This window comes from Mycobacterium sp., from assembly GCF_040509115.1.
In the GTDB taxonomy this organism is placed as follows: Bacteria; Actinomycetota; Actinomycetes; order Mycobacteriales; family Mycobacteriaceae; genus Mycobacterium.
In genome coordinates, this window is the sequence record NZ_JBEVLO010000281.1 from 1 (window position 1) to 21,812 (window position 21,812).

General features: G+C 65.5%; 21 protein-coding genes. 13 read left to right on the plus strand and 8 right to left on the minus strand.

Annotated elements, in window-relative coordinates; all coding sequences use genetic code 11:
- The 3 genes from ABW137_RS19120 to ABW137_RS19130 form a co-directional block, all read right to left on the minus strand.
- A partial coding sequence (locus ABW137_RS19120; RefSeq protein ID WP_526402827.1) for an alpha/beta fold hydrolase occupies window positions 1-623 on the minus strand: 623 nt, incomplete at its 3' end.
- A gap of 57 nt (window positions 624-680) precedes the next feature.
- On the minus strand, window positions 681-893 hold the full coding sequence (locus ABW137_RS19125) for a hypothetical protein (RefSeq protein WP_526402829.1): 213 nt from the start codon (window positions 891-893) through the stop codon (window positions 681-683).
- Window positions 894-1,024: 131 nt separating this feature from the next.
- A complete protein-coding gene (locus ABW137_RS19130) occupies window positions 1,025-1,327 on the minus strand; it encodes a hypothetical protein (protein ID WP_526402831.1) in 303 nt (100 codons plus the stop codon).
- A 484-nt stretch (window positions 1,328-1,811) separates the two neighbouring features.
- Here ABW137_RS19130 and ABW137_RS19135 point away from each other — a divergent pair, with 484 nt between their 5' ends.
- Entirely contained in the window at window positions 1,812-2,507 is a 696-nt protein-coding gene (locus ABW137_RS19135; protein WP_526402833.1) for an SDR family NAD(P)-dependent oxidoreductase, read from the plus strand.
- A 149-nt stretch (window positions 2,508-2,656) separates the two neighbouring features.
- Here ABW137_RS19135 and ABW137_RS19140 read toward each other — a convergent pair whose 3' ends face one another.
- Both ABW137_RS19140 and ABW137_RS19145 read right to left on the minus strand, forming a co-directional pair.
- Window positions 2,657-4,324, minus strand: coding sequence for a (2,3-dihydroxybenzoyl)adenylate synthase (locus ABW137_RS19140; RefSeq protein WP_526402835.1), 1,668 nt, complete (start codon window positions 4,322-4,324; stop codon window positions 2,657-2,659).
- Window positions 4,325-4,505: 181 nt separating this feature from the next.
- Window positions 4,506-5,462, minus strand: coding sequence for a quinone oxidoreductase family protein (locus tag ABW137_RS19145; RefSeq protein ID WP_526402837.1), 957 nt, complete (start codon window positions 5,460-5,462; stop codon window positions 4,506-4,508).
- Window positions 5,463-5,512: 50 nt separating this feature from the next.
- On the opposite strand from ABW137_RS19145, the gene ABW137_RS19150 reads away from it, so the two are divergent.
- Together ABW137_RS19150 and ABW137_RS19155 are read left to right on the plus strand one after the other, a co-directional pair.
- The gene (locus ABW137_RS19150; RefSeq protein WP_526402839.1) at window positions 5,513-6,103 is read left to right on the plus strand and encodes a TetR/AcrR family transcriptional regulator; all 591 of its coding nucleotides are present in this window, start codon (window positions 5,513-5,515) and stop codon (window positions 6,101-6,103) included.
- A 161-nt stretch (window positions 6,104-6,264) separates the two neighbouring features.
- Window positions 6,265-7,008: a glucose 1-dehydrogenase gene (locus ABW137_RS19155; protein ID WP_526402841.1), complete on the plus strand. Its 744-nt coding sequence runs from the start codon at window positions 6,265-6,267 to the stop codon at window positions 7,006-7,008.
- Window positions 7,009-7,028: 20 nt separating this feature from the next.
- Here ABW137_RS19155 and ABW137_RS19160 read toward each other — a convergent pair whose 3' ends face one another.
- Entirely contained in the window at window positions 7,029-7,403 is a 375-nt protein-coding gene (locus ABW137_RS19160; protein ID WP_526402843.1) for an EthD domain-containing protein, read from the minus strand.
- Window positions 7,404-7,620: 217 nt separating this feature from the next.
- Between ABW137_RS19160 and ABW137_RS19165 the strand changes: the two genes are divergently transcribed.
- From ABW137_RS19165 to ABW137_RS19190, 6 genes are all read left to right on the plus strand, one after another.
- Window positions 7,621-8,625, plus strand: a complete 1,005-nt coding sequence (locus ABW137_RS19165; RefSeq protein ID WP_526402845.1) for a zinc-dependent alcohol dehydrogenase — start codon at window positions 7,621-7,623, stop codon at window positions 8,623-8,625.
- Between the two features lie 107 nt (window positions 8,626-8,732).
- On the plus strand, window positions 8,733-10,835 hold the full coding sequence (locus tag ABW137_RS19170; protein WP_526402847.1) for a hydantoinase/oxoprolinase family protein: 2,103 nt from the start codon (window positions 8,733-8,735) through the stop codon (window positions 10,833-10,835).
- 11 nt (window positions 10,836-10,846) lie between these two features.
- Window positions 10,847-13,144, plus strand: a complete 2,298-nt coding sequence (locus tag ABW137_RS19175; protein ID WP_526402849.1) for a hydantoinase B/oxoprolinase family protein — start codon at window positions 10,847-10,849, stop codon at window positions 13,142-13,144.
- 5 nt (window positions 13,145-13,149) lie between these two features.
- Window positions 13,150-14,697 carry a sugar ABC transporter ATP-binding protein gene (locus ABW137_RS19180; protein ID WP_526402851.1) on the plus strand — a complete coding sequence of 516 codons (1,548 nt, stop codon included), beginning with the start codon at window positions 13,150-13,152 and terminating at the stop codon, window positions 14,695-14,697.
- Between the two features lie 364 nt (window positions 14,698-15,061).
- On the plus strand, window positions 15,062-16,195 hold the full coding sequence (locus ABW137_RS19185; protein WP_526402853.1) for a sugar ABC transporter substrate-binding protein: 1,134 nt from the start codon (window positions 15,062-15,064) through the stop codon (window positions 16,193-16,195).
- Between the two features lie 5 nt (window positions 16,196-16,200).
- Window positions 16,201-17,277, plus strand: a complete 1,077-nt coding sequence (locus ABW137_RS19190; RefSeq protein WP_526402866.1) for an ABC transporter permease — start codon at window positions 16,201-16,203, stop codon at window positions 17,275-17,277.
- 161 nt (window positions 17,278-17,438) lie between these two features.
- Here ABW137_RS19190 and ABW137_RS19195 read toward each other — a convergent pair whose 3' ends face one another.
- Window positions 17,439-18,302: a mycofactocin-coupled SDR family oxidoreductase gene (locus ABW137_RS19195; RefSeq protein ID WP_526402855.1), complete on the minus strand. Its 864-nt coding sequence runs from the start codon at window positions 18,300-18,302 to the stop codon at window positions 17,439-17,441.
- A 304-nt stretch (window positions 18,303-18,606) separates the two neighbouring features.
- Here ABW137_RS19195 and ABW137_RS19200 point away from each other — a divergent pair, with 304 nt between their 5' ends.
- From ABW137_RS19200 to ABW137_RS19215, 4 genes are read left to right on the plus strand one after another with little or no spacing between them, the layout of a single operon-like run.
- A complete protein-coding gene (locus ABW137_RS19200) occupies window positions 18,607-19,404 on the plus strand; it encodes a maleate cis-trans isomerase family protein (RefSeq protein ID WP_526402856.1) in 798 nt (265 codons plus the stop codon).
- The gene (locus ABW137_RS19205) at window positions 19,401-20,048 is read left to right on the plus strand and encodes a VOC family protein (protein ID WP_526402858.1); all 648 of its coding nucleotides are present in this window, start codon (window positions 19,401-19,403) and stop codon (window positions 20,046-20,048) included. The genes ABW137_RS19200 and ABW137_RS19205 overlap by 4 nt, the downstream gene beginning before the upstream one ends.
- The gene (locus ABW137_RS19210; RefSeq protein WP_526402860.1) at window positions 20,048-20,296 is read left to right on the plus strand and encodes a hypothetical protein; all 249 of its coding nucleotides are present in this window, start codon (window positions 20,048-20,050) and stop codon (window positions 20,294-20,296) included. Before ABW137_RS19205 ends, ABW137_RS19210 begins: the two co-directional genes overlap by 1 nt.
- A complete protein-coding gene (locus tag ABW137_RS19215) occupies window positions 20,257-21,483 on the plus strand; it encodes an alpha/beta hydrolase (protein ID WP_526402862.1) in 1,227 nt (408 codons plus the stop codon). The genes ABW137_RS19210 and ABW137_RS19215 overlap by 40 nt, the downstream gene beginning before the upstream one ends.
- Window positions 21,484-21,489: 6 nt before the next feature.
- On the opposite strand, the gene ABW137_RS19220 is transcribed toward ABW137_RS19215, so the two are convergent.
- On the minus strand, window positions 21,490-21,812 hold a 323-nt coding region (locus tag ABW137_RS19220; RefSeq protein WP_526402864.1), incomplete at its 5' end, for an SDR family NAD(P)-dependent oxidoreductase.

Consider the following 21,812-nt stretch of genomic DNA (forward strand, 5'->3'; position numbering starts at 1 on the left):
TCGGTGAAGTCGGTCTGGGAGAACGCGACGATGCCGTCGTAGTGCGACAGTGCGTCGCCCATCATGCCTTGCCGCCACCAGTTGTCGATGATCGCCTGCGACGGCTCGACGCCTGGTTTGTCGTAGTTGTAGAACGGGCCCGAGGGCAGCGCCCGGTAGAACTCCGAGCGATTGGCCGCCAGGTGCGCCTGCAGGTCGTCGAAGACGCTCTTGGGCAGACCCTCGGGGTTGGCGTCGGTCTGCACCATCAGCGGGGGGACGGCACTGATGATGGCGGCCTTGGCGGCTCGGGCTTGGCCGTGGCGGGCCAGGAAGCGGACCACTTCACCGCCGCCGGTGGAGTGCCCGACGTGGATGGCGTCGTGCAGGTCGAGGTGCTCCATCAGGGCGGCGAGATCATCGGCGTAGTGATCGACGTCGTGCCCGCCGGGGGTTTGGGTGGACCGGCCATGGCCGCGTCGGTCGTGGGCGATCACCCGGTAGCCCTGGGACAGGAAGAACAACATCTGGTTGTCCCAGTCATCGGAGGACAGTGGCCAGCCGTGGCTGAACACGATCGGCTGCCCCGACCCCCAGTCCTTGTAGAAGATCTCGGTGCCATCGGTGGTGGTGATGGTGGCCATGGTTTCTGCCCTTCGGTTTCGGTGTCGGTGTCGGTGTCGCTAGTGGGGGATTGGGTGTCAGTGGTTTCCGAACACCAACCAGGGGTAGAGGCCGCCGTAGACCTGCTGCAGACTGGCGGCGTTCTGTGCGGCAGGCCCGGGGGTCGCGACGATTTGGGTATTGCCTGGACTGTGTTGGACGGTGGCATCGGCCGACGCCACCGGCGCCAATCCAATGGCAGCGGCCAGGGATGCGGCAATCACCGACGATGCGATGTAACGCAGTTTCATGATCTTCTCCTTCGTGGGGCTGAGCCGCCCGTAGACGATTGCAGCGGAATGATGTTTGCTCCCGGGGTTCGCCCGGCTTCTGCGGTGCTGGTGCGAATTCGTGACAGCTCGGTCGATGGGCAGCGCGTTCCTCAGAACGGCAGGTCGACCTGACCGTTGGAGGTGACTCCCTCGTCGTGATTGCGGTTGACGTAGCCCGGCGTGATGGGGGCCTGCGGGTCGGTGCCGTACGGCAGCAGCGGGTCTGCTCCGTAGGCGGCGTCGCCGACCGGCGCACCCGTCTCACCCGAGATGGGATAGCTCGGATCTACGGCGGTCGAGGTAGGTCCGTCGGCGAGAGTGACGATGGGCGTTGCGGCGACGGTTCCGGCGATCAACCCACCGAGCAGACCTGCGGTGAGCAATGGAGCGGCGATGGCGCTTGCGATCTTCATGACGTTCTCCCTGACTTCGTGAGTGGCTGAATGACTTGGACTTCTCCATCGTGTCGACTTGGGCCCGCCGAGTCGCCACGGCTAACCACCAACTCGGGAGTAGTGCTAGCTGCCATTGGTCACCGCGCGCCCACTTCGAACTGCGTGCCGGCCAATCACGTACTCGCGTGGCCGGGCGATGCTCACGACGCGCGGCTTGCGACGCGTTGGTTGCGACGCGTTGCTTGCGACGCGTTGGTTGCGACGTCGATGGCGCGGGTGATCATGCCTCGTCGGCGCAACCGCGGAATGCGGAACCTGGCCCTCGCCGCGTTCACGAAGCCAGCGTTCACGAAGCCAGCGTTCACGAAGCCAGCGTCGTGATGCCAGCGTCTTGATGGCAGCGCTTCGCTTTTCCGCTGTATCGCAATGCTATTCGAATGTATACTCGGATGTAACAAATTCGACGCAGTAGATGATTACACCCGGCGAGAGGTGTCTCGGCATGGCAAGTGAACAGCGGGTTGCGGTGGTGACGGGCGGTGCGGGAGCCATCGGGTCCGCGATCGTGACGGCCCTTCAGGATTCGGGGCATCGAACGGTCGTCATCGATCGGGCCGGGGACGTCGAGTGCGACTTGGCCTCCGAATCCTCCATCGAGGAGGCGGCGGCCGTGGTGCTGGAACGCCATGGGCGCTGCGACGTTCTGGTCCACTGCGCGGGCGTGTTCGATCCCATGCCGTTGAGCGAATTCGATCTGGAGCGCTGGCGAGCTCTCATGGCCGTCAACGTCGAGGCCTCGCTGTGGTTGGCGCGAGCGTTCACACCGGGGATGGTCGAGCGCGGGTTCGGCCGCATCATCCTGATTTCGTCGGATGGGCAGTGGTCACCGCCCAGTGCCGAGTTCCTCCCGTACGTCACCAGCAAGGCGGCGGTGCTCGGCCTCATGCGAACCCTCGCCGTCACCTTCGGTGACGACGGCATCGCAGTGACGGCGGTGGCACCGGGTCTGACGGACACTCCATTGTCGCGCGCCGTCGTCGGTGAGAATGCGATCGACGCGGTGGTCACCACTCAGGCCATGAAGCGCCGACTGGTGCCGTCGGATACCGGGCACGCCGTGGCCTTCCTCGCGTCGGACGGTGCGCAGGCGCTGACCGGTCAGGTCCTCGTCGTCGACGGCGGCGTACACATGCGCTAGATGGCGTGAGCGGTCACCGTGGTCGCGAGGCCTTGATGCAGTTCGGGCCGACTGCCAAGGTGCCGCCGAGTGGATTCGATCCCCGCCATTGGCACGGAAACCGCTGAAGGAAGGTCACATTCGGCGTCAGAACCGGATGTGAGACCACATCAGGCGGTGACCTTCCTGGCTATGTCGTCGCGAAGTGCCCTCTTGTCGATCTTGCCGACCTGGGTTCGTGGCAACGTGTCGATCACCTCGACCCGCTCTGGCCACTTGTACTTGGCGACACCGAGCCCCTCGAGGTGCACCTGCAGGTCGGGCACGCCGAGGGACGGATCGGAACTGACCAGATACGCGCACACCTTTTCGCCCAACCTGTCGTCGGGCATGGCCACCACGGCCACGTCCCGGATGGCTGGATGGCGATGGAGGAGGAGTTCGAGCTCCTCGGCGTTCACCTTCTCGCCGCCTCGGTTGATCAAATCCTTGATGCGCCCCTCTATCGAGAGGAAGCGGCCGCCGTCGTGAAGTTGCACCTTCGCGAGATCGCCGGTCCGGTAGAAGCCGTCGGAGGTGAACGCGTTGGCATTGTGTTCGGGTGAGTCGAAGTAGCCGCGGATCGTGTACGCCCCGCGGCAGGCCAGTTCGCCGGTCTCGCCGTCGGGTAGCTCGCGCTCGCTTCCGGGTTCGAGGATGCGGATCTCGTCGTCCTCGGCGAGGACGGTTCCCACCGTGGTGCTGCGCAACTCCCGTGGCGCATCGAACCGCGTCAGGGTAAACATCCCCTCGCCCATGCCGAACGTCTGGCCCACACGGGCGCCGAATGATTCGACCCTTGCGAAGAGTTCCTCGGGAACCTTTGCGCCGGAGAGGATCACGGTGCGGAGGTGTTTCGCGGCCGGGACGTAGTCATCGGACATGATCCAGCTGAACATCCCGTGCGCAAACAGAATGTCGTCCACCTCGTGCTCGAACATCATGCGCAACGCGACGGTCTTGTCGGGCGGCGGAATCACCACGCAGCCGCCGACGGAGTGCGTCGAGTGCAGAGCGCAGCTGATCCCGGCGTTGTGAATGATGGGCGCAGCGTGACAGGTGATGCTGCGCTCGGTGCGGTCCAGCGCCAAGGCCCACGCACGGGCGTTGTTCCAGTACTCGCCGTGCAGTCGAGGGATCACCTTCGGGACGCCGGTGGTTCCGCCCGATAGCTGGTACACGGCGACGTCTTCCGGGCCGAGCAGGGTCTGAACTGCATGGACCGACCGACTTGCATCTCGTGGCTCGATCGAACGTCCCAGGGTCTCGATCGCGGCCACGTCGGGCGGCAGTCGGTGGTTGCGTTCGCTACCGACGGTGAACAGGTGGCGCAGCGTGTGGCTCGATGTCGCTTGCTGGCGGGCGAACTGCACCATGTCGAACTTGTCTGGGCGCGAGTCGTCGACGATGTGACCGACTGCGCCGACCATGCCTGCCACATGGCCTATTTCGTGCGCTCGGTGACCCGCGAGAGTGGCCACTGGCAGTGCGCCCGCCTTGAGCACGCCGTACCACGCCACGACGCTGGGGATGGTGTTGCCGACTTGGAAGAGGATCGGATCGCCGGGCCGGATGCCACGTTCGAGGAGCGCGGCTGCGACCTGATCGCTGCGAACATTTAGCTCTCCGTAGGTCATTGACGCTGACTGGTCGATGACAGCCGTCCGTGCGGCGAACCGCTCGGCGACCGCGCGAAAGCGGCCTGCTACCGGTGTTGCGTCCCAGGCGCCGCTGGCGAGGTATTGGGCCACCTTGTCCGGTGGGTAGGCAACGATGCGGGGATCAGCTGAATCTGCCATACAAGTGCATCCTTCTACAGCCGGGGACGCTTGCGTTCCGCAATGTCGAACGCAGCGAAAGACGTCAGACTATGGCGTTGATTATTCGACTAATTCGTCAGGGTGTCAAACACGTGGGCCTCGCCGGAGGATCGCTGGACTTGGCAGGACCGGGGGCCACCGACCCCCGGCGTCCACCTCGCTAGGGAATTAGCAGAAGTTTCCCCGTCGTGGCACGGGACTCGATGTCCACGTGCGCCTTTGCCGCATCCGCCAGCGGGTAGCGGCGACCGATCCGAACGACCAACTCACCGCGCTCGACGAGCGTGAACAGTTCCGTCGTGTGTGTGGTGAGTTCCTCGGATGTGCGGACGTGATCGGGAGCCGCGCCATAGGTGATGCGAATGCTGCGGGGGATCTGGTCCATCCTGATGGTCGGCACCTCGCCGATGAGCGGCCCGTAGAACACCAACGTGCCGTGCGTGCGCAGCACCTCCAAGGACCCGGCGAACGTGGTGCCGCCCGCGCCGTCGAACACCACGTGCACGCCTTCGCCGTCGGTCAGTTCCTTCACCCGTTCGACGAACTCGCCACCCGTGGAGACCAGGACGTGATCGGCGCCGGCCTCCGTGGCGATCTCCACCTTCTCCTGCCGCGACACCAGCCCAATCACCGTGCCGCCGCGGGCCTTGATGAGCTGGGTGAGCATCATCCCGACCCCGCCCGCTGCCGCGTGGACGACCGCGACGTCCCCTGGCTGGACGGGATGGCAGACGGTCGAGAAGTGCTGGGCGGTCAGCCCCTGCAGGATCAGGGCGGCAGCGGTCTCGTCGTCGATCGCGTCGGGCACCGCGACGACGTTGCCCACCGGAAGCACCATCTGTTCGGTGTAGCTCCCGTGGGTTTCGATCGTCAGCCACGCGACACGATCGCCTGGGGTGAACCCGTGCACGCCCTCGCCGCTCTCCACCACTATGCCGACGCCTTCCATCCCCGGCACTTCGGCGATGCGATGCTTGCGGATGGCGGTGTCGAAGTAGTTCACCCCGGCGACCCTGACGTCCACCAGAATCTCTCCAGGACCCGGACGAGGGGTAGGCAGTTCGCGCAACTGCAACACATCCGGTCCACCTGCTTCGGTTATCACTATCGTCTTCATACGGCAGAACGTACGAACGAGGAAATGTACCTTCAAGTACAATTTCCGCGGTGACCACCACGACCACCAGGAAGGGTGCGGCCACCCGGTTGCGCATCGTAGAAGCCGCTGCCGACGAGATCCGCGAGAACGGCGCGAGCGCCATCACGCTCGACGATGTGTGCCGTCGCAGCGCTACCGGCAAGGGTCAGATGTTCCACTACTTTCCCGAGGGTCGCGAGCAGCTCTTGCTCGCCGTCGCCGAACTCGAAGCCCAGCGGGTGTTCGACGACCAGGAGCCGTATCTGAGTGAACTCACCTCGCGTGCAGCGTGGCAGGCGTGGCGCGATCTCATCATCGAGCGTTATCGCGACCAGGGATTGCATTGTCCGCTGGGGGTGCTGATCGCCGACGTGGGCCGTTATAGCCCCTCCGCACAGGCTGTTTCGGCACACTTGGTGCGGCGATGGCAGGAATGTCTGCGTGCTGGCATCGTCGCCACGCAGGCCGTCGGCGAGGCCAATTCGACCCTCGACGCGAACCGCGCGGCTGCGGCCGTCATCGCCGCCATCGAGGGCGGGGTCACCGTGCTGCTCTCCACCGGCTCTGCAGAGCATCTCGAGGCCGGGCTCGACCTCTGCCTCGACCACCTGTTCTCGTAGCCGAGTCGATCTCGGCCGTGGCGGGTCCGATGCCCCGCCCCAATCGTGGTATTCGAATGTTTGACACATCTGTCGATAGTGCATAGCGTGCTGATCGTGACCAGTGACTACGCTGACGAAAAGCCCGCCGTGCCATCGACCGGTGAGCCGAAAGTCTCGGCATGACAACGACGGCGAGGCTGGACGGCAAGGTCGCCATCGTGACTGGCGCCGCCCGGGGGCAGGGGGCGGCCGAGGCTGCGGTATTCGTCCGCGAGGGCGCGCACGTGGTGCTGACCGACGTCCTGGACGACGAAGGCAACGCGCTCGCCGACCAGCTCGGCGAGCTGGCGGAATACCGGCACCAGGACGTCGCCGAAGAATCCGACTGGGCGGAGTTGGTCGCGCACGTCGAAACGACGTACGGCGCCGTCGACGTGTTGGTCAACAATGCCGCGATCTCCCTTGCTGGCGCGTTGGACGAGCTCCCGATGGCGGACTATGACGCCATGGTGCGGGTCAACCAGCGTGGTGTGCTGCTCGGAATGCGTGCCGTCGCAACTCCGATGCGCCGTGCGAAGGGTGGGAGCATCGTCAACGTGGCGTCGACGTTGGCCCTCCGGGGTATGCCGGACCGAATCGGCTACACGGCAACGAAATTCGCGGTGAGGGGGATGAGTCAGGTCGCCGCTGCCGAACTCGCCCCCGACGGTATCCGCGTCAACCTGATCCACCCCGGCTGTATCGACACCCCGATGATCAACCTGCTCTCGTCGGGCGAGCGGACACGGCTTCTCGATCGGATTCCGCTCCAGCGCTTCGGTCAGCCGGACGAGGTCGCCGAGTTGGCGCTCTACCTCGCCTCGGATGCCTCGGCCTATGTCACCGGAGCGGATTTCGTGATCGACGGGGGCATCTTCCTGTGACTCGGCGACCTCGCCCGCCGTCAGAGCATGGACAGCTTGGACAGATCGGTGTCGTATTCCTCGACGACGCAGGTGAACATGTGGTCCCGGTCGAATAACCGAGCCTCGTCCTCGGCGATCAGGGCGCGGAATTCCTCGGGGGGCTGTTTGACGAAGTAGGTGTCGTACCACTCCTCGTCGCACCAGACCTCCATGATCACGTCGAATCCACAATGGCGGACCTTGCCGCTGATCGAATCGGGACTTGGCGTCAGGTAGCGACGGGTGTAGCGCTCGACGCCTGGGACGCTGAGGAATTCATCGAAGAGCTTGCTGTGGGTGTTCTCGTAGTAGTCCCGGAACTCCTCGTCCGAGAGGCCGTCCTTCTTCTTGAACAGGCTGACCACCTTGATCACGTGCTCACGTCCTTCCGTGCTGATACCCGCGGTCGGCCGCCGCGCGTCGAACGACGGCGCGGGGTCTGTGCCTTGGGCCGACCATGACGTGGACCACCCTACAGACTTGTTGACGACATCGTTCGATATTGGTCTTATCAGTTGACTACGGGCTTAGGCTTCGATCATTGCCGGTGCGGCGCAGCCCGCTCTTGAAAGGGGCTCGAGAATGGATTCGATGCCAGCAGTTCTGCTTTCGTCCAGTCGCGACATTTCGTTGGTGGGTCATCCGATCCCTCGCTGCGGACCCGATCAGGTGATCGTGGACGTCGATCTATGCGGGATCTGTGGGAGCGATCTGCATGCTCCTGCCCTACCGCAGGTCTACCTCGGTGGGGTGGTGATGGGCCACGAGGCGGTGGGGAGGATAAGTCGGGTAGGCGAGGCAGTGTTGGATTGGCAGGTGGGCCAGCGAGTGGCGTTGAATCCCAACGGCAATGTCGACGGTACGTGCCCGCAGTGTCTTGCAGGCCGGGTGAACTTCTGTCGCCAGGCGACGTTGGAGACCGCGCTCGGTCTCCAGGCCGATGGGGGTCTCGCGCCCCAGGTGGCGGTGTTTCCCGGGACGCTGCGTGCCCTGCCGGAATCGATGGACCGACTGGCGGCTGCGTGGGTGGAACCGACCGCTACGGCGCTACACGCCGTCGACCTCGCCGGCGACCTCGCAGGCAGGAGCGTCCTGGTTACCGGGGGTGGCCCGATCGGTCAGCTCGCGCTCCGGATCGCGCACGCGCGTGGCGCGGATCGGCTGTTGCTGGTCGAGCCGTCCCCGGCCAGGCAGGCCCACGGATGGGCCTCCGGCGCCGACGCCGTCTGGGGTGTCGACGAAGCTGCCCGACTGGTCGAGGACCTCGCGGTCGACGTCGTGGTGGAGGCCTCCGGCAGCGCAGGCGGGTCAGCGCTCGGGTTGGACGCCCTTGCGCCGCGTGGCACGTTCGTTGTCGTCGGCGCTGGGGAGGGCAATCTGCTTGATGCGGCGACGATTCTGTTGAAGGAGATCGTGGTGCGTGGCTCCTTCACCTACGTCGACGAATTCGACGAGGCGATCGACCTGTTGGCACGCGGATCCGTCGCGGTCGCCGACCTTGCGGCCGCGGTGGTGCCCATTGCGGATGCGTTGGCGGCCTTCGACGTCCTGCGGGACGCGGCGACGATGAAGGTTCTCGTCGACCCCCGTGGCTGACGGATCGAGCTCCGTCGAGCTTGACTTTTTGACACATACGTCCGAGACTCGACTTATACGACGAATGTGATGCCGACCACGGCGTCCCCCGGACAGATAGGGCATGCATGTCTCTGGTCATCGGTGTCGATGTGGGCGGCACGTTCACCGACGCGGTCCTGATAGACGATCTGGGCGGCGTCGCTGCGGCGAAGGTGCCGTCGACCCCACCGGACTACTCCCGAGGGGTACTCGACGTCGTGCGGGCCCTGGCCGAGCACCGCAATGAATCGCTCGAAAGCCTGCTCGCCGACGTTCACCACCTGGCGCATGGCACCACGTCCTCGCTCAACGCGCTGGTCATGCGGAAGGTGCCGCCGGTCGGCTTCCTTACCACTGTGGGACACCGCGATTCGATCTTCATCATGAACGTCGAGGGGCGCTACCTCGGGCGCTCTCCCGAGGGACTGCAGGACGTCATGCGCCAGAACAAGGCGCACGTGCTGCTGCCCAAGCGGTTGGCCCTCGAGGTCACCGAGCGGATCGACAGGGACGGACGTGTCGTGGTCCCACTCGACGAGGACGCGGCCCGGCAGGCAATTCGCGACCTCGTTGGCCAGGGGGTCGAGGCGATCGCAGTATCGCTGCTGTGGTCCTTCCGCAACCCCGCGCACGAGGAGAGATTGCGCGAGCTCGTGCACGAGATCGCCCCCGACATGTTCGTCGCACTGTCGAGCGAGGTAAGCCCCCGTATCCGCGAGTTCGCCCGCAGCGCAACGACCATCATGAGTGCGCAGATCGGTCCCGGATTGCGTGACTACCTCGGCAACCTCGAGACCACCCTGCGCGAGCACGGGCTCGTCGGCCCGCTGCTCGTCATGCAGAGCAACGGCGGCGCGGTCGCGGCGGCCGAGGCGCCACGAACCGCGATCAGCACCGTCGGATCGGTGTTGACGGGCGGGGTGGTCGGGGCCAAGGCGCTGGCGGATCAGCTGGGGCACTCCAATGTCATCGCCACCGACGTCGGCGGCACGACGTTCCTGGTCGGCCTGATCGTCGACGGTGAACCGGTGCGGGCCAGCAACACCATCATCAACCACCATCCGATCAACGTGCCGACACTGGAGGTTCACGCCATCGGGTCCGGAGGTGGCGCCATCGCCTGGCTGGATGCGGGAGGCAACCTCCAGATCGGCCCGCACAGCGCGCAGGCCGTGCCGGGGCCCGCCTGCTACGACCAAGGCGGCACCGAGCCCACCAATACCGACGCGAACCTGGTTCTTGGCATCCTGAGCGACCACGGCCTCATCGGCGGACGCAAACCGTTGTCCATCGAGGCCGCGCGTGAAGCCATCCGCAGCCGCATCGCCGAGCCGCTCGGGTTGTCGGTCGAGGAGGCGGCAGCGGCCATCTATGCGGTGCAGAACTCGCAGACCGGCGACCTCCTGCGCAAGACGGTCGTCGAGGCGGGCCACGACCCGCGCACCTTCGTGCTGTACGCCTTTGGTGGTGCGGGCCCCGCTCACGCCGCCATGTATGCCGCCGAGGTCGGAGTGGGCAGGGTCGTCGTTCCGCTCGGTCAGGTCGCGTCGGCGTTCTCGGCCTACGGACTCGCGTCCTCCGACGTAGTGCTCGCCGCTGAGCTCTCCGACCCCGCGTACGTCCCCCTCGACCCCCGCCAGACCGCGGAGAACTTCGCGCGACTCGAGGAGCAGGTCCTCGCTGGGCTGCGCCGCCAGGGGCTGGACTACGCCTCCATCGAAGTGGAACGTGAGCTCGACATGCGTTACGCCGCGCAACTCGCCGAGGTGACCACCCCCGTCGACGGCGGCGCCCTCGACGATGCCGCGCTGGCCAGGTCTGCCTCGAAGTTCGAGGAACGTTACGCCGACCTGTACGGCGCGGGTTCGGGTTTCAGCGCTGCCGGCATTCAGGCGATCACCTACCGGGTTCGGGCCACCGGGGTGCTGCCCTTCTCGTCGGCACTGCCCGACGTCAAGTCCGCTGACTCCGCCGACGCCACGGTGGCGCTCGCGGGCACGCGGTCGATCTGTCTGGACGGCCGCGTGGGTTACGTCGAAACGGACGTCTACGACTACCGCGAACTGCGTAGTGGGCACGTCCTGCAGGGGCCGGCGGTCGTCGAACTGCCCACGACGACCGTCGTCGTCCCCGCGGGCACCACCGGTGCCGTCGACCACCTCGGCAACCTCACGATCACTGCGAAGTAGGAGAAGTCTGCATGTCGACCCCAGTTCCGGGTTCCGAGGTCTTCCAGAGCCGACCCATCGACCCCGATACGTTCAAAGATCAGCTGCCCAAGTCGCTTTCGGTGCACGACGTAAACCAGGAGCAGATCGACGGGTTGGACCCGCTGACGTACGAGGTGGTGCGCCACCGGCTTTGGTCGGTGACCGACGAGATGGGCGAGGCGCTCAAGCGCATGTCGGGTTCGCCCATCGTGATCGATGCGAACGACTTCGACTTCGCCATCAGCGACGAGCTCGGCCAGGAAGTGCAGGTCGGTCTCTACAACACGATGCTGGTCGGCGCGGTCGATCTAGCCATCTACTGGACGTTGCAGCATCGCGAGGTGCGCGAAGGGGACATGTTCCTGTGCAACGATCCATGGGTCGGCGGAGGTCTGCATCAGAGCGACGTCATCGTGTTCCAGCCGATCTTTCACGAGGGTGCGCTGTTCGGGTGGACGAGCGCCATCTGCCACGAGCCGGATCTCGGTGGTGTCGGTCTCGGATCGTTCGCCGTGGACGCCCAGGACGTCTTCTCCGAGTCGGTGCCGACGCCGCCGGTCCGCGTGGTGAGGAACTTCGAACTCCAGGACGACATCGCCGACCTCTGGGTGCGGCGCTCACGGGTGCCGCTGCTGGTGGGTCTGGACCTTCGCGCCAAGATCGGTGCCAGCAACGTCGGCCGGGAACGGTTGCTCGCCGTCATCGACCAATACGGCGCCGACACCGTGAAAGCGGTGATGAAACGCATGATGGTGGATGCGGAGTCGCGGCTGCGCGCCAAGTTGAGGTCGGCTCCGGAGGGCACCTGGCATGCCACGGGCTATCAGGATCAGTCCGGCCTTGGCGACCGGGGGCTCCACAAGATCACCGTCGCGATGACCAACCGGGGCGGACACCTGACGTTCGACTTCCGGGGCACCGACCCGCAGACGGGTGTCATCAACTGCACCTACGCCGGAATGCGAGGCGGGGTGATGTTGGCGCTGCTGCCGATTCTCGCCGCGGACATTCCATGGTCGGCCGGCGGTCTGATGCGTTGTTTCGACCTGATCTCGGAGGAGGGCACGCTCAACAACGCAACCTTCCCCGCTGCGGTCGGTCGCGGTCCGATCGGGCCGGCATGGCTGACGGGTTCACTGATCGCCGAATGCCTCTCGCAGATGCTCGACCAGTCGCTGACGCTCGGGGAGAACGTGCAGGCGAGCTGCTGCGGCACTCACGACGTTGCGCTTATGGCCGGCGTAGACACCCGAGGTGACCAGCCCGTGCCGTTCATCAACCTGATGATGGAGGTAATGGCGGGCGGCTACGGCGGTCGGCCCGACGCCGACGGGATGGATTCCGGTGGGCTGGCGTGCATCCCGATGGGCCGTATCCCCGACGTCGAGATGACCGAGTTCCTGTACCCGGTGCTGTCCCTGTGGCGCCGAGAGGAACCGGATACCGGAGGGCCCGGTCGCCACCGCGGCGGGGTGAGCGGGTCGACGGCGATCGTCGCACACGGTGCCACGCTCCCGTTCGGCATCGTGCAGGCCACCTCGGGCAAGGCCGTCTCTCAGAACAATGGACTCTCCGGCGGCTATCCGGGCAACACCGCCGTCAGCGCCATCGCCAGAAGCGCTGGCGTGGCTGCCTCGTTCGCGGCGGGAAAGGTGCCCACGAACCTCGCCGAACTCGGTGAGGAAGTGCAGCTTCAACAGTGTTACGAGAACACCGGCATGGAGCCTGGGGACGTCTTCGTCCTGCAGTGGCAGGGCGGGGGAGGGTACGGCGACCCGCTGCACCGCGATCCGACGGCCGTCGCGTTCGACCATCGTGAAGGTCGGGTGAGTGACCGCGGGGCTGCTGACCACTACGGCGTCGTGCTAGATGACGCAGGCGTCGACGTGGAGGCGACGGGCGAGCTACGCGAAGAGCTCCGCAGGCAGCGTCGGCAGCGTTCCAGCCTTGAAGGTGACGCACCGATTCTGGACGTCTCCGCTGGGCGCAGGCTCAACGACAATCTGACCGAGGTCGTCGTCGACGGCATCCGGCTGGTGGCGTGTTCGTCGTGTGGTCGTCAACTCGCAGGCGCGGATTCGGCCGCCCTCGACGTGGCAAGGTACGAAGGCCCGCCGAGCGCGGCGGGACCCCAGATCACCTCTGCGGCAGCGACGTACGTCGATGCTCCCGTCGTCTTCCGGCAGCTGTGCTGCCCCGGATGTTGGACCGCGATCTATTCCGGGGTCGTGCCCGCAGGCCACCCCGACCACGCCGCCGAGATCGCGCCACTGCTCGCGGGACGGTGACCAGTATGTCCATCGCGGCTGGCCACGATCATCCGGCCCTGAAGTTCGTGAGTCTGAGCAAGAGCTTCGGGCATTCCCAAGTGCTGCGGGAGATTTCGTTCGACGTCGAGCCCGGGGAGATCCACGCGCTGTTGGGTGTCAACGGAGCCGGCAAGTCGACGCTGATCAAGATCCTGGCCGGGGTCTACAGCCTCGACTCGGGACACATCGAAGTCAACGGCAGCCGCCTCGATGCCGGCCACGATCCCGCCGCGGCGCAGGCCGCCGGGATTGCGTTCGTTCACCAGGACCTCGGATTGGTCGAGGACATCAGCGTCGCCGACAATGTCGCACTGCAGCTGGGCTTTCAACGCCGCTGGGGGCTGGTGAGCGCCCGCGCCACTTCGGCACGGGTGGCGCGTGTTCTCGCCGAGGTCGGCGCGGGTTTCTCACCGGACCGTCTGGTCAACTCGCTCTCGCGAGACGAGCAGGTGCTGTGCGCGTTGGCGAGGGCGTTGGCGCTCAATCCCAAGATCGTCGTCCTCGACGAGGTCAGTGCCAGCCTTCCCAAACCCGAGATGGAACGGCTCGCGACGTCTCTTCGGTCGATGCGCCGTGGCGGGGCCGCCTTCATCTACGTCACCCACCGACTCGACGAACTCGCCGGTCTCGTCGACCGCGTCACCGTCCTGCGCAACGGGAGGCAGGTAGTGACGGCCCCGGTGACCGAGCTGAGCCACACCGAACTCGTCAGACACATCCTTGGGACGGAACCCCCTTCCGCGCAACCGGAACCGTTGACCGCTGTTCCGGGCGCCGGGACTGCCGAACACCAGGTGGTCGTGCGCGATCTGACCACGGCTGACTTGCAAGAGCCCATCTCGTTCGAGGTGCGGCCCGGAGAGGTGCTTGGAATCTGCGGCCTGGTGGGCAGTGGCACCCGCGAGTTGGCACAAGCCCTTGGCGGCGGTAGCAAGCCCACTGGCGGTTCGGTCACGCTCAACGGTAGGCCGTTGCCACTTGGCCGACCCGAACTCCTCGCCCAGCGCGGGTGCACCTTCGTCCCGGGAAACAGGCAACGCGAAGGTATCGTGACCGGGCTTGGCCTTCGGGAGAACTTCCTCCCCACCCGGCGCACCTTTGGTGCCTTCACGCCTGCGGGATTCCGACTCCCTCGCACCGAGACGCGCGCAGTGTTGCGCGTCGGTGAGCAATTCGGCGTCGTGCCGCGCGATCACGCCGATCGCGACGTCTCCGAACTCAGCGGTGGCAACCAGCAGAAGATCGTTTTCGCTCGCGCACTTGCCGACCGGCCGGACCTCGCGGTACTCGAAGATCCCACCGCGGGCGTGGACGTCGGTTCGCGCGCCGTACTCTACGAACTCGTGCACGATGCAGCGAGAGCAGGCACGTCGGTGATCCTCATCAGCACCGACTTCGACGAGGTCGCCGCCCAAAGTCACCGGGTGCTGGTCATGTCGCACGGTCACGTCGCCGCAGAGTTCTCGCACACGAGCGGGTTGACCGCCGACGCGCTCGCCGAGGCCAGTTACGCGACCGCCCCCGCCCAGTGAATCGCTGACGTGGTGGTGACCGCGCCTCCGGCGAGGGTCGTGGCGGCCGCCTAGCGATTGGGAACGGTCGTTCCATCGTGGCCGCCGCTCGCGTTTGGGAGCGGTTGGCATCGAGTGCTCCTGCTGCGTGCTCCGTGCTGCGTGCTCCGTGCTGCGTGCACCCCGGTCCCGTGCCTCGTTGGCGTCGGTTTTGCGGCCCAATTCCGTTGTCCGCGTGTCGGTTACCTAGAGGTCGGCGTCACGAGGGCGGAATCATTGTGATCGTTGACACGTCCCGCCGATGGACGTAGGTTGCTGACTAGCAAGTTGAATTTCCGACATTGCTGACAATGGGTCAATGGGCCCTCTGCTTGGAGGAACGGACATGAGACGTGATCGACGAATGACACTGCGGCCGTGGCAGCGCCGCGCAGCTGGCGTGGTCGCCATCGGCGCGGCACTGATACTGACCGGATGCTCGTCCAGCGCAGGCGGCGCAGGTCCCGTCGGGTCCGCGTCGACCGCGACCGTGGACGCCATGAAGCCAGTGACCGAAGTCGACGGCCCGACCGAGGCATTCACTCCGACCCCTGGCAAGCGCATTTTGGTTCTGGTCTGCGGCAGCGGCGGCCAGGGCTGTGCCCTGGAGGGTGACGAGCAGAAGCGAGCCGCCGAGGCCCTTGGCTGGCAGGTGGACTTGGTGGACGGCCAGCTGGACCCCAAGGTGTGGAACCAGGCCGTGCAGCAGGCCGTCGACTCCGGTGTCGACGGCATCATCGCCATCTCGGCTGATCCCAACCTCTACGGAGCCGCGATGGAATCGGTCCGTGCCAAGAACGTGCCGTTCGTCTTGACGAACCAGACGCCACAGCAGAGCGATGTGCAGGGGATAGACACCTACATCGCAACGGATCCGGTCAAGGGCGGCAACGACGTCACCGATTGGATCGTTGCCGACTCCGGGGGACAGGCGAAGGTTCTGCTACTGGATCTGCCGGGATACCGCGACGCCATGACTCGTACCAAGACGATCGACGACGACCTGGCCAAGGACTGTCCTGGCTGCGTCGTGTATCGGTCCGACATCTCCGTGCAGACGATGGGAACCAGCCTTGCGGCGCAGGTGACGTCGCAGCTCCAGCAGCATCCGGATGTCGACTACGTGTGGTCGGCCGACGACGCGGCGGCAAGCTTCGTCGCTCAAGGTATTCAACAGGCCGGCAGGGGTTCCAGCGTCAAGCTCGTCTCGATGGGCGGCTTCCCCGACCAGCTTGCCCGGGTCCAGACCGGCCAGGTCGCCGCTGATCTCGCCACCGCCACGCCCTACACGGCTTGGCTCGCGGTGGACAGCCTCGCTCGCATCATCGCGGGGCAACCCGCCGAGCCATACTGGCCCATCCCTCAGCGGCTGTGGACGACCGCGAACATCGCCGAAGGTGACGAGCAGATGCTCGACGTCGGTTGGGATACCGACTTCGACTTCATGAACGCGTTCAAGACGATGTGGGGTATCAAGTGAGTGGCATGCAAGGTGGTTCGGCAAGCGTGTCCGGGGTGGCCGACCGGGACGTGGTCGCGGTCGATGGCTCGGGCGGGGTCGAGACCGTCGGCGAAACCCCAAGCGGGAGTGGGCCGAAGGCCGGGGCGCGGGCCATTCTCTCCGACCTTGCGTCGCGGTTCTCGCTGATCGTCGTACTGGTCGTGCTCTTCGTGACCTTTGGGGTGTGGAATCCGGGAGTGTTCGCGACCACCGCGAACCTTCAGACCATCCTGCTGGTGCAAGCGACGACGGCGCTGCTGGCGTTGGCCGTGATGGTTCCCCTCGTCGCGGGGCACTTCGATCTGTCGGCGGGCTTCCAGTTCGGGCTCGCGCAGAGCCTGTGCGCGGTCCTGGTGATCCGCGACAAGTGGGACCCCATCGTCGCGATCCTGGTCGTGTTGGTGGTGGGATTGCTGATCGGGTTCGTCAACGGGCAGTTGATCACCCGGCTTGCGTTGCCGTCGTTCACGACGACCCTCGGCACCGGCATGCTGGTGCTTGGCTTCACGGGATGGTTGACCAAGAATCAGGTCATCACGGGGCCTGCCGCGCCGTGGCTACTCGAGCTGGGCCGTGGTCGCCTGCTCGGTGTGCCATTGCCGTTCGTCTACCTTGCGATGATCGCCGTGGCGTTGTTCGTGTTGTTGGAGTACACCGTCTGGGGTCGGCGGGCGTATGCGGTCGGCGCCAATCCCGTGGCGGCACGGTTGTCGGGTATTGCCGCCGATTCTCAGGTGCGTCAGAGTTTCCTCATCACCGGGTTTCTGTGCGGCCTGGCCGGATGTATCTCGATGACCAGTCTGGGCGGATCGTCGCCGGTGATCGGTCTCGGGTCGCTGTTGCCCGCCTTCGCGGCAGCCTTCCTCGGGGCGACGTGCATTCGTCCGGGACGGTACAACGTTGCCGGAACGGTGATCGCGGTATACGTCATCGGCGTCGGCATCATCGGACTTCAGCAGAAGGGTGCCGACGTCTTCGTTCAGGACGTATTCAACGGCGCCGCCTTGCTGATCGCGATCATCGTCTCCACGATCGCGCGTCGCCGGCGGGTCGCCGCTTGATTCAGACGCGGGTCGCCGCATGATTAGGACGCGGGTCGCCGCTTGATTCAGACGGCGCCCAACGTGTGACGAGATAGCTCACCGCCCAGGTCCTTTCGGATGTGGGCGGTGAGCATGCCTGACGTGACGCCGATCAGACGACCCCGATCAGACGACCCCGATCAGACGTTGCCGTGTGGAATCCTGAACGGCGAGAGTGCGCCCGCGTCCACCGGAATGCTGGAGCCCGTCACGAACCTGGCCTCGTCGGAGGCCAGCCAGAGCACCGCGTGACTGATGTCGACGGGTTCCATCCACGGAGTGTCGATGATGTGCATCGCCGACATCACCGGGATGATCTCGTCATCGGAGGCGTCGGGGTTGCCGCTCCAAATTCCGCGAATCGCCGGGTTCTGGATCATCGGCGTGTTCACGTTCGAGGGATGTACGGAATTGACTCGGATGTCGAACGGCCCGAGTTCGATGGCAAGGGATTTCATCAACCCGGTGACCCCGTGCTTGGCGGCGACGTAGTGCGCCAGGTTCGGCAGCCCGATGAGACCTCCGATCGAGCTGATCAGGACGATCGATCCACCACGTCCGGCTTCGATCATGTGCGGCGCAACGGCCCGAACGGTGCGCCACGTGCTCGTCAGGATGCTGTCGACGACGGACGTGAACGTGTCTTCGGTCATTTCGTAGGAGACGGCCGACGACGCCGCGCCGGCATTGGCGACCACGATGTCGATGTGCCCAAGAGTGGCCACCCCGTGAGCGGCGACCTCCTGGAGTTGGCTCAGGTCGCGAATGTCTGCCTTGGTGAAGATGATCTGCCTACCCAGTGACTCGACGGCGTGGACGGTTTCCTTCCGATCCTGTTCCGTGGCCATCGGGTAGGGGACACCGTCGATGTCCTCCAGGATGTCGAGCGCGACGATGTCGGCCCCTTCCTCCGCCAGTCGAATCGCGTGCGCGCGCCCCTGCCCCCTGCCTGCGCCGGTGATGAATGCGACCTTGCCCTCCAACCGGCCTTCCGGTCTGCCCATGACGACTCCTTCGGTTCGTTAGCCGACGACCACACCAGCCCGCGGTCGGGAAGGCGAAGGGCACCAACGCAGCCCAAGCGGTGGTGCCTGACGTCTCAGTGCCCGTCGGCAGTATCAAACAGCGTGTGTGTTGGATCGTCAACGTTCGAGTCGAATCTCGGTAGGCTCGAGGCGTGGCGGAACATGTGCTCTACGCCGCGAACCTGCCGGTGGTGCCGAGCCGCCCGACTGACGCTCACGTCGAGAGTTTGACATAAATGATGAATCGGTGGCATTCTGGGTGGATAGCCGATGGAGGAGACGTATGGCGCACAGGCGAGTGGGGCTGATCGTCCCCAGTTCGAACGTGACGGTCGAAACCGAGCTTCCGGAGATCCTGCGCAGGCAGGACGGACTGGACGTCAGTTTTCACTCGTCCCGAATGCGGATGACGGCCGTCACCCCGGCGGGGCTGGCGGCGATGAACGTCCAACGGGAGCGGTGCGTCATGGAGATCGCTGACGCCGGACCCGACGTGATCCTGTACGCCTGCCTGGTCGCCCTCATGGCAGGCGAATTCGGTGAGCACCATCGGGTGGAATCGCTTGTTGCCGAGCAACTTGCCGCCGGTCAGTCGTCTGCGGTAGTTCGATCCAGTGCAGGCGCATTGATGGAGGCCCTGGAGGCGCTGTCGGTCCGCCGGGTGGCACTGGTGACGCCCTACATGCAGCCGTTGGCCCGCAAGGTCGTGGACTACGTCGAACACGAGGGTGTCACGGTCGCCGACTACCGCGCGCTCGAGGTCGAGGACAACCACGCCGTCGGGTGCATCGAGGGCTCACGGGTCATCTCGGCGGCTCGCGAGCTGGACCTCGGCGGGGTGGATGCCCTGGTGCTGTCCGCCTGCGTTCAGATGCCGTCCCTGGCATTGATCGCACAGGCCGAGGCCGAGTTTGGCATTCCGGTGATCAGCGCGGCCACGGCCGGTGCGTTCAGCGTCCTCCGGGCGCTGAACCTGCCTGCAGCCGTTGAAGGAGCGGGCTCGCTCCTGGCGTCCGGCACCGACCTGTTTGACAGCGCAGCAACCGCGCACGACACGAGAAAGCTGGGAGTGACACCATGACTTCGTTGGAGGGCAAGCATCTGATGCGGGGTGTCGACCACGCCGCCTTCCCTACCTTCGACCCCGTGGCCACGGTGAGGTTCTACCGTGACGTCTTGGGCCTGCCGGTGGTGCACTCCATCTGCGCCGCCGGCTGGGGTCCCGACGACCACCCGGACTTCATTCACTTCTTCTTCGACATCGGCAAGGGCGACCGGCTGGCATTCTTCTATTACTTCGGGCTCGAGCCGTTGCCAGAGGGCCGCGGCGATGCCTGGGCTCGTTTCGACGACTCAGTGCCGGAATTCTTCTTGGGTTCACGGCATTTGGCGCTCCACGTCGACTCGGAAGAGGCGTTGAGTGAGTACCAGCGCAGGCTGGACGAAAGCCAGTGGCAGACCGAGATGCGGATCCAGCACGAGACCATCGAATCGATCTATACCCACGACCCCAACGGATACATCGTCGAGATCACACGGGCGCTGCGACCGGTGACCCCGCAAGAGGACGTCGACGCCAACCTGACGATCGACGCGCTCTGCGACGTGTTGGGCGCCGGTGGTGACGCGAGCATGGACGCGCTGCTCAACCGCAAAGCGGAGTTGATCGTCGAACGGTCGGCGGATTGGGACCGCGTGCTGGCTCCTCGGGAGACGAGTCGTTGATGGCATCCGTCTTCTTCCTGGACGTGCCCGAGAATCGTCCGGTCATCGAGGTGGCCGATCGCAACGAGCGCGTTCGCATCGACAAGAACGGTCCGTATTTCGAGGTGAGTGCCGACACGGGATTCGAGATCGATCGCCGCGCCACGGGTTGCCGCCACGCCGTGTGGTACAGCTGCGTCGCGGGGCTGGACGGTTTTCGGATATCGAGTTGGGACAAGGATTCCTTGCGATTCGAGCTGCGATCGTGACCCTCGGCTCGACTAGTGCGGTTCGCCTGCAGACTGCCGACGGAGCGTACGTCGCCGGGTTACTACGCATACCCGATGGCGGCGCCGACACGGTGGTGAGCATCATGCACCCCCGAGAGGACGTGGCTCACCATCCTCTCGTCGAACGTCTCCTCCGAGAGGGGGTGGCGATCTGGACCCAAGGGACCCGTTCTCCCAACAACGACGTTCGACTTCTCCACGAGCAGGCACTCCTGGACGTTGCGGCAGGTCAGGCCTTCTTGGAAGAGCATCGGTTCGATGCTCGCGTGACGCTCGGACATTCGGGTGGGGCAACGCTATTCGCGTTCTACCAGCAACAGGCGACGCTTGCGCCAGAGCACAGGCTCACCGCGGCTCCCGATCACACGCCCGTCGATCTGGCCGCCGCACGCATGCCGGTACCCGATGGCTCGATATTCCTTGCACCGCACCCTGGACAGGGTGTCTTGCTGCAACGGGTCATCGACCCGTCCGTCACGGACGAAGCCGACCCCTGGTCGACGGATCCAGCACTCGATCCCTACAACGCCGACAACGGGTTTCGGCCTGCGCCGGAACCCTCCTCGTACGCGCCGGAGTTCGTCGAACGGTACCGCGCCGCTCAGGCCGCGCGCGTACGTCGCCTCGATGCGGTCGCGATGGAGGCCGTCGAGTCGGCGTCGAAGGCCCGCGAAGCCGGCCGTGGCGGTGACGTGGTCGCCCGTCGACGTTCGCTGGTTCCCTCGGTGATGGTCGTGCACCGTACCGACGCGGATCTGCGAGGAGTCGACCCGACACTCGACCCGAACCGAAGGCCGTACGGCTCCCTGTTCGGAAAGCGGCCCGACTTGGGCAATTTCGGCTTCCCCGGGTTCGGCCGGATCACGACGGCAAGCGCGTGGCTCTCGACGTGGTCCGCCACCACCTCCCGCGCCAACTTCGTACGAAACGTCTCCGGCGTCTCATCGCCATCTCTTCTCATCGAGTCGACCGGTGACCAGGCGTGCTTTCCTTCCGATGCCAGGCAGATGTACGCCGCTCTCGCTGCCTCGGACAAGAAGCACGTCCGGGTGGCCGGAACCCATTTCGGCGGCCCAATCGCCCCTGGAGAGCCGTCGGGCACCGAGCTGGCGGCGCAGCAGATCGCCCGATGGCTGCGCGAGAGGTTCCCGGTCGCCGAGCGCTAGCATCCGCTACAGCATGATTCCGCCGTCGATCTGGAAGTCGCTGCCGGTGATGTAGGCCGATTCGTCGGAGGCGAGGAACACGGCGAGATCCGCGACCTCGTCTGATCCGCCGAAGCGGTTGAGCGGTATCCGGTTCAGGAGCATGGTTTGGCGTTCGGGTGAGTTCAGTTGGTGCATGGGGGTGTCGATGCAGCCCGGGTGGATGACGTTGACGCGGATGTTGTCGGGTCCGAGTTCGGCGGCGGCGACTTGGGTCATGCCGCGTACTGCGAACTTGGTGCCGGAGTAGCAGATGAACTCCGGCATGCCGCGTAGTGCGGAGCCGGATG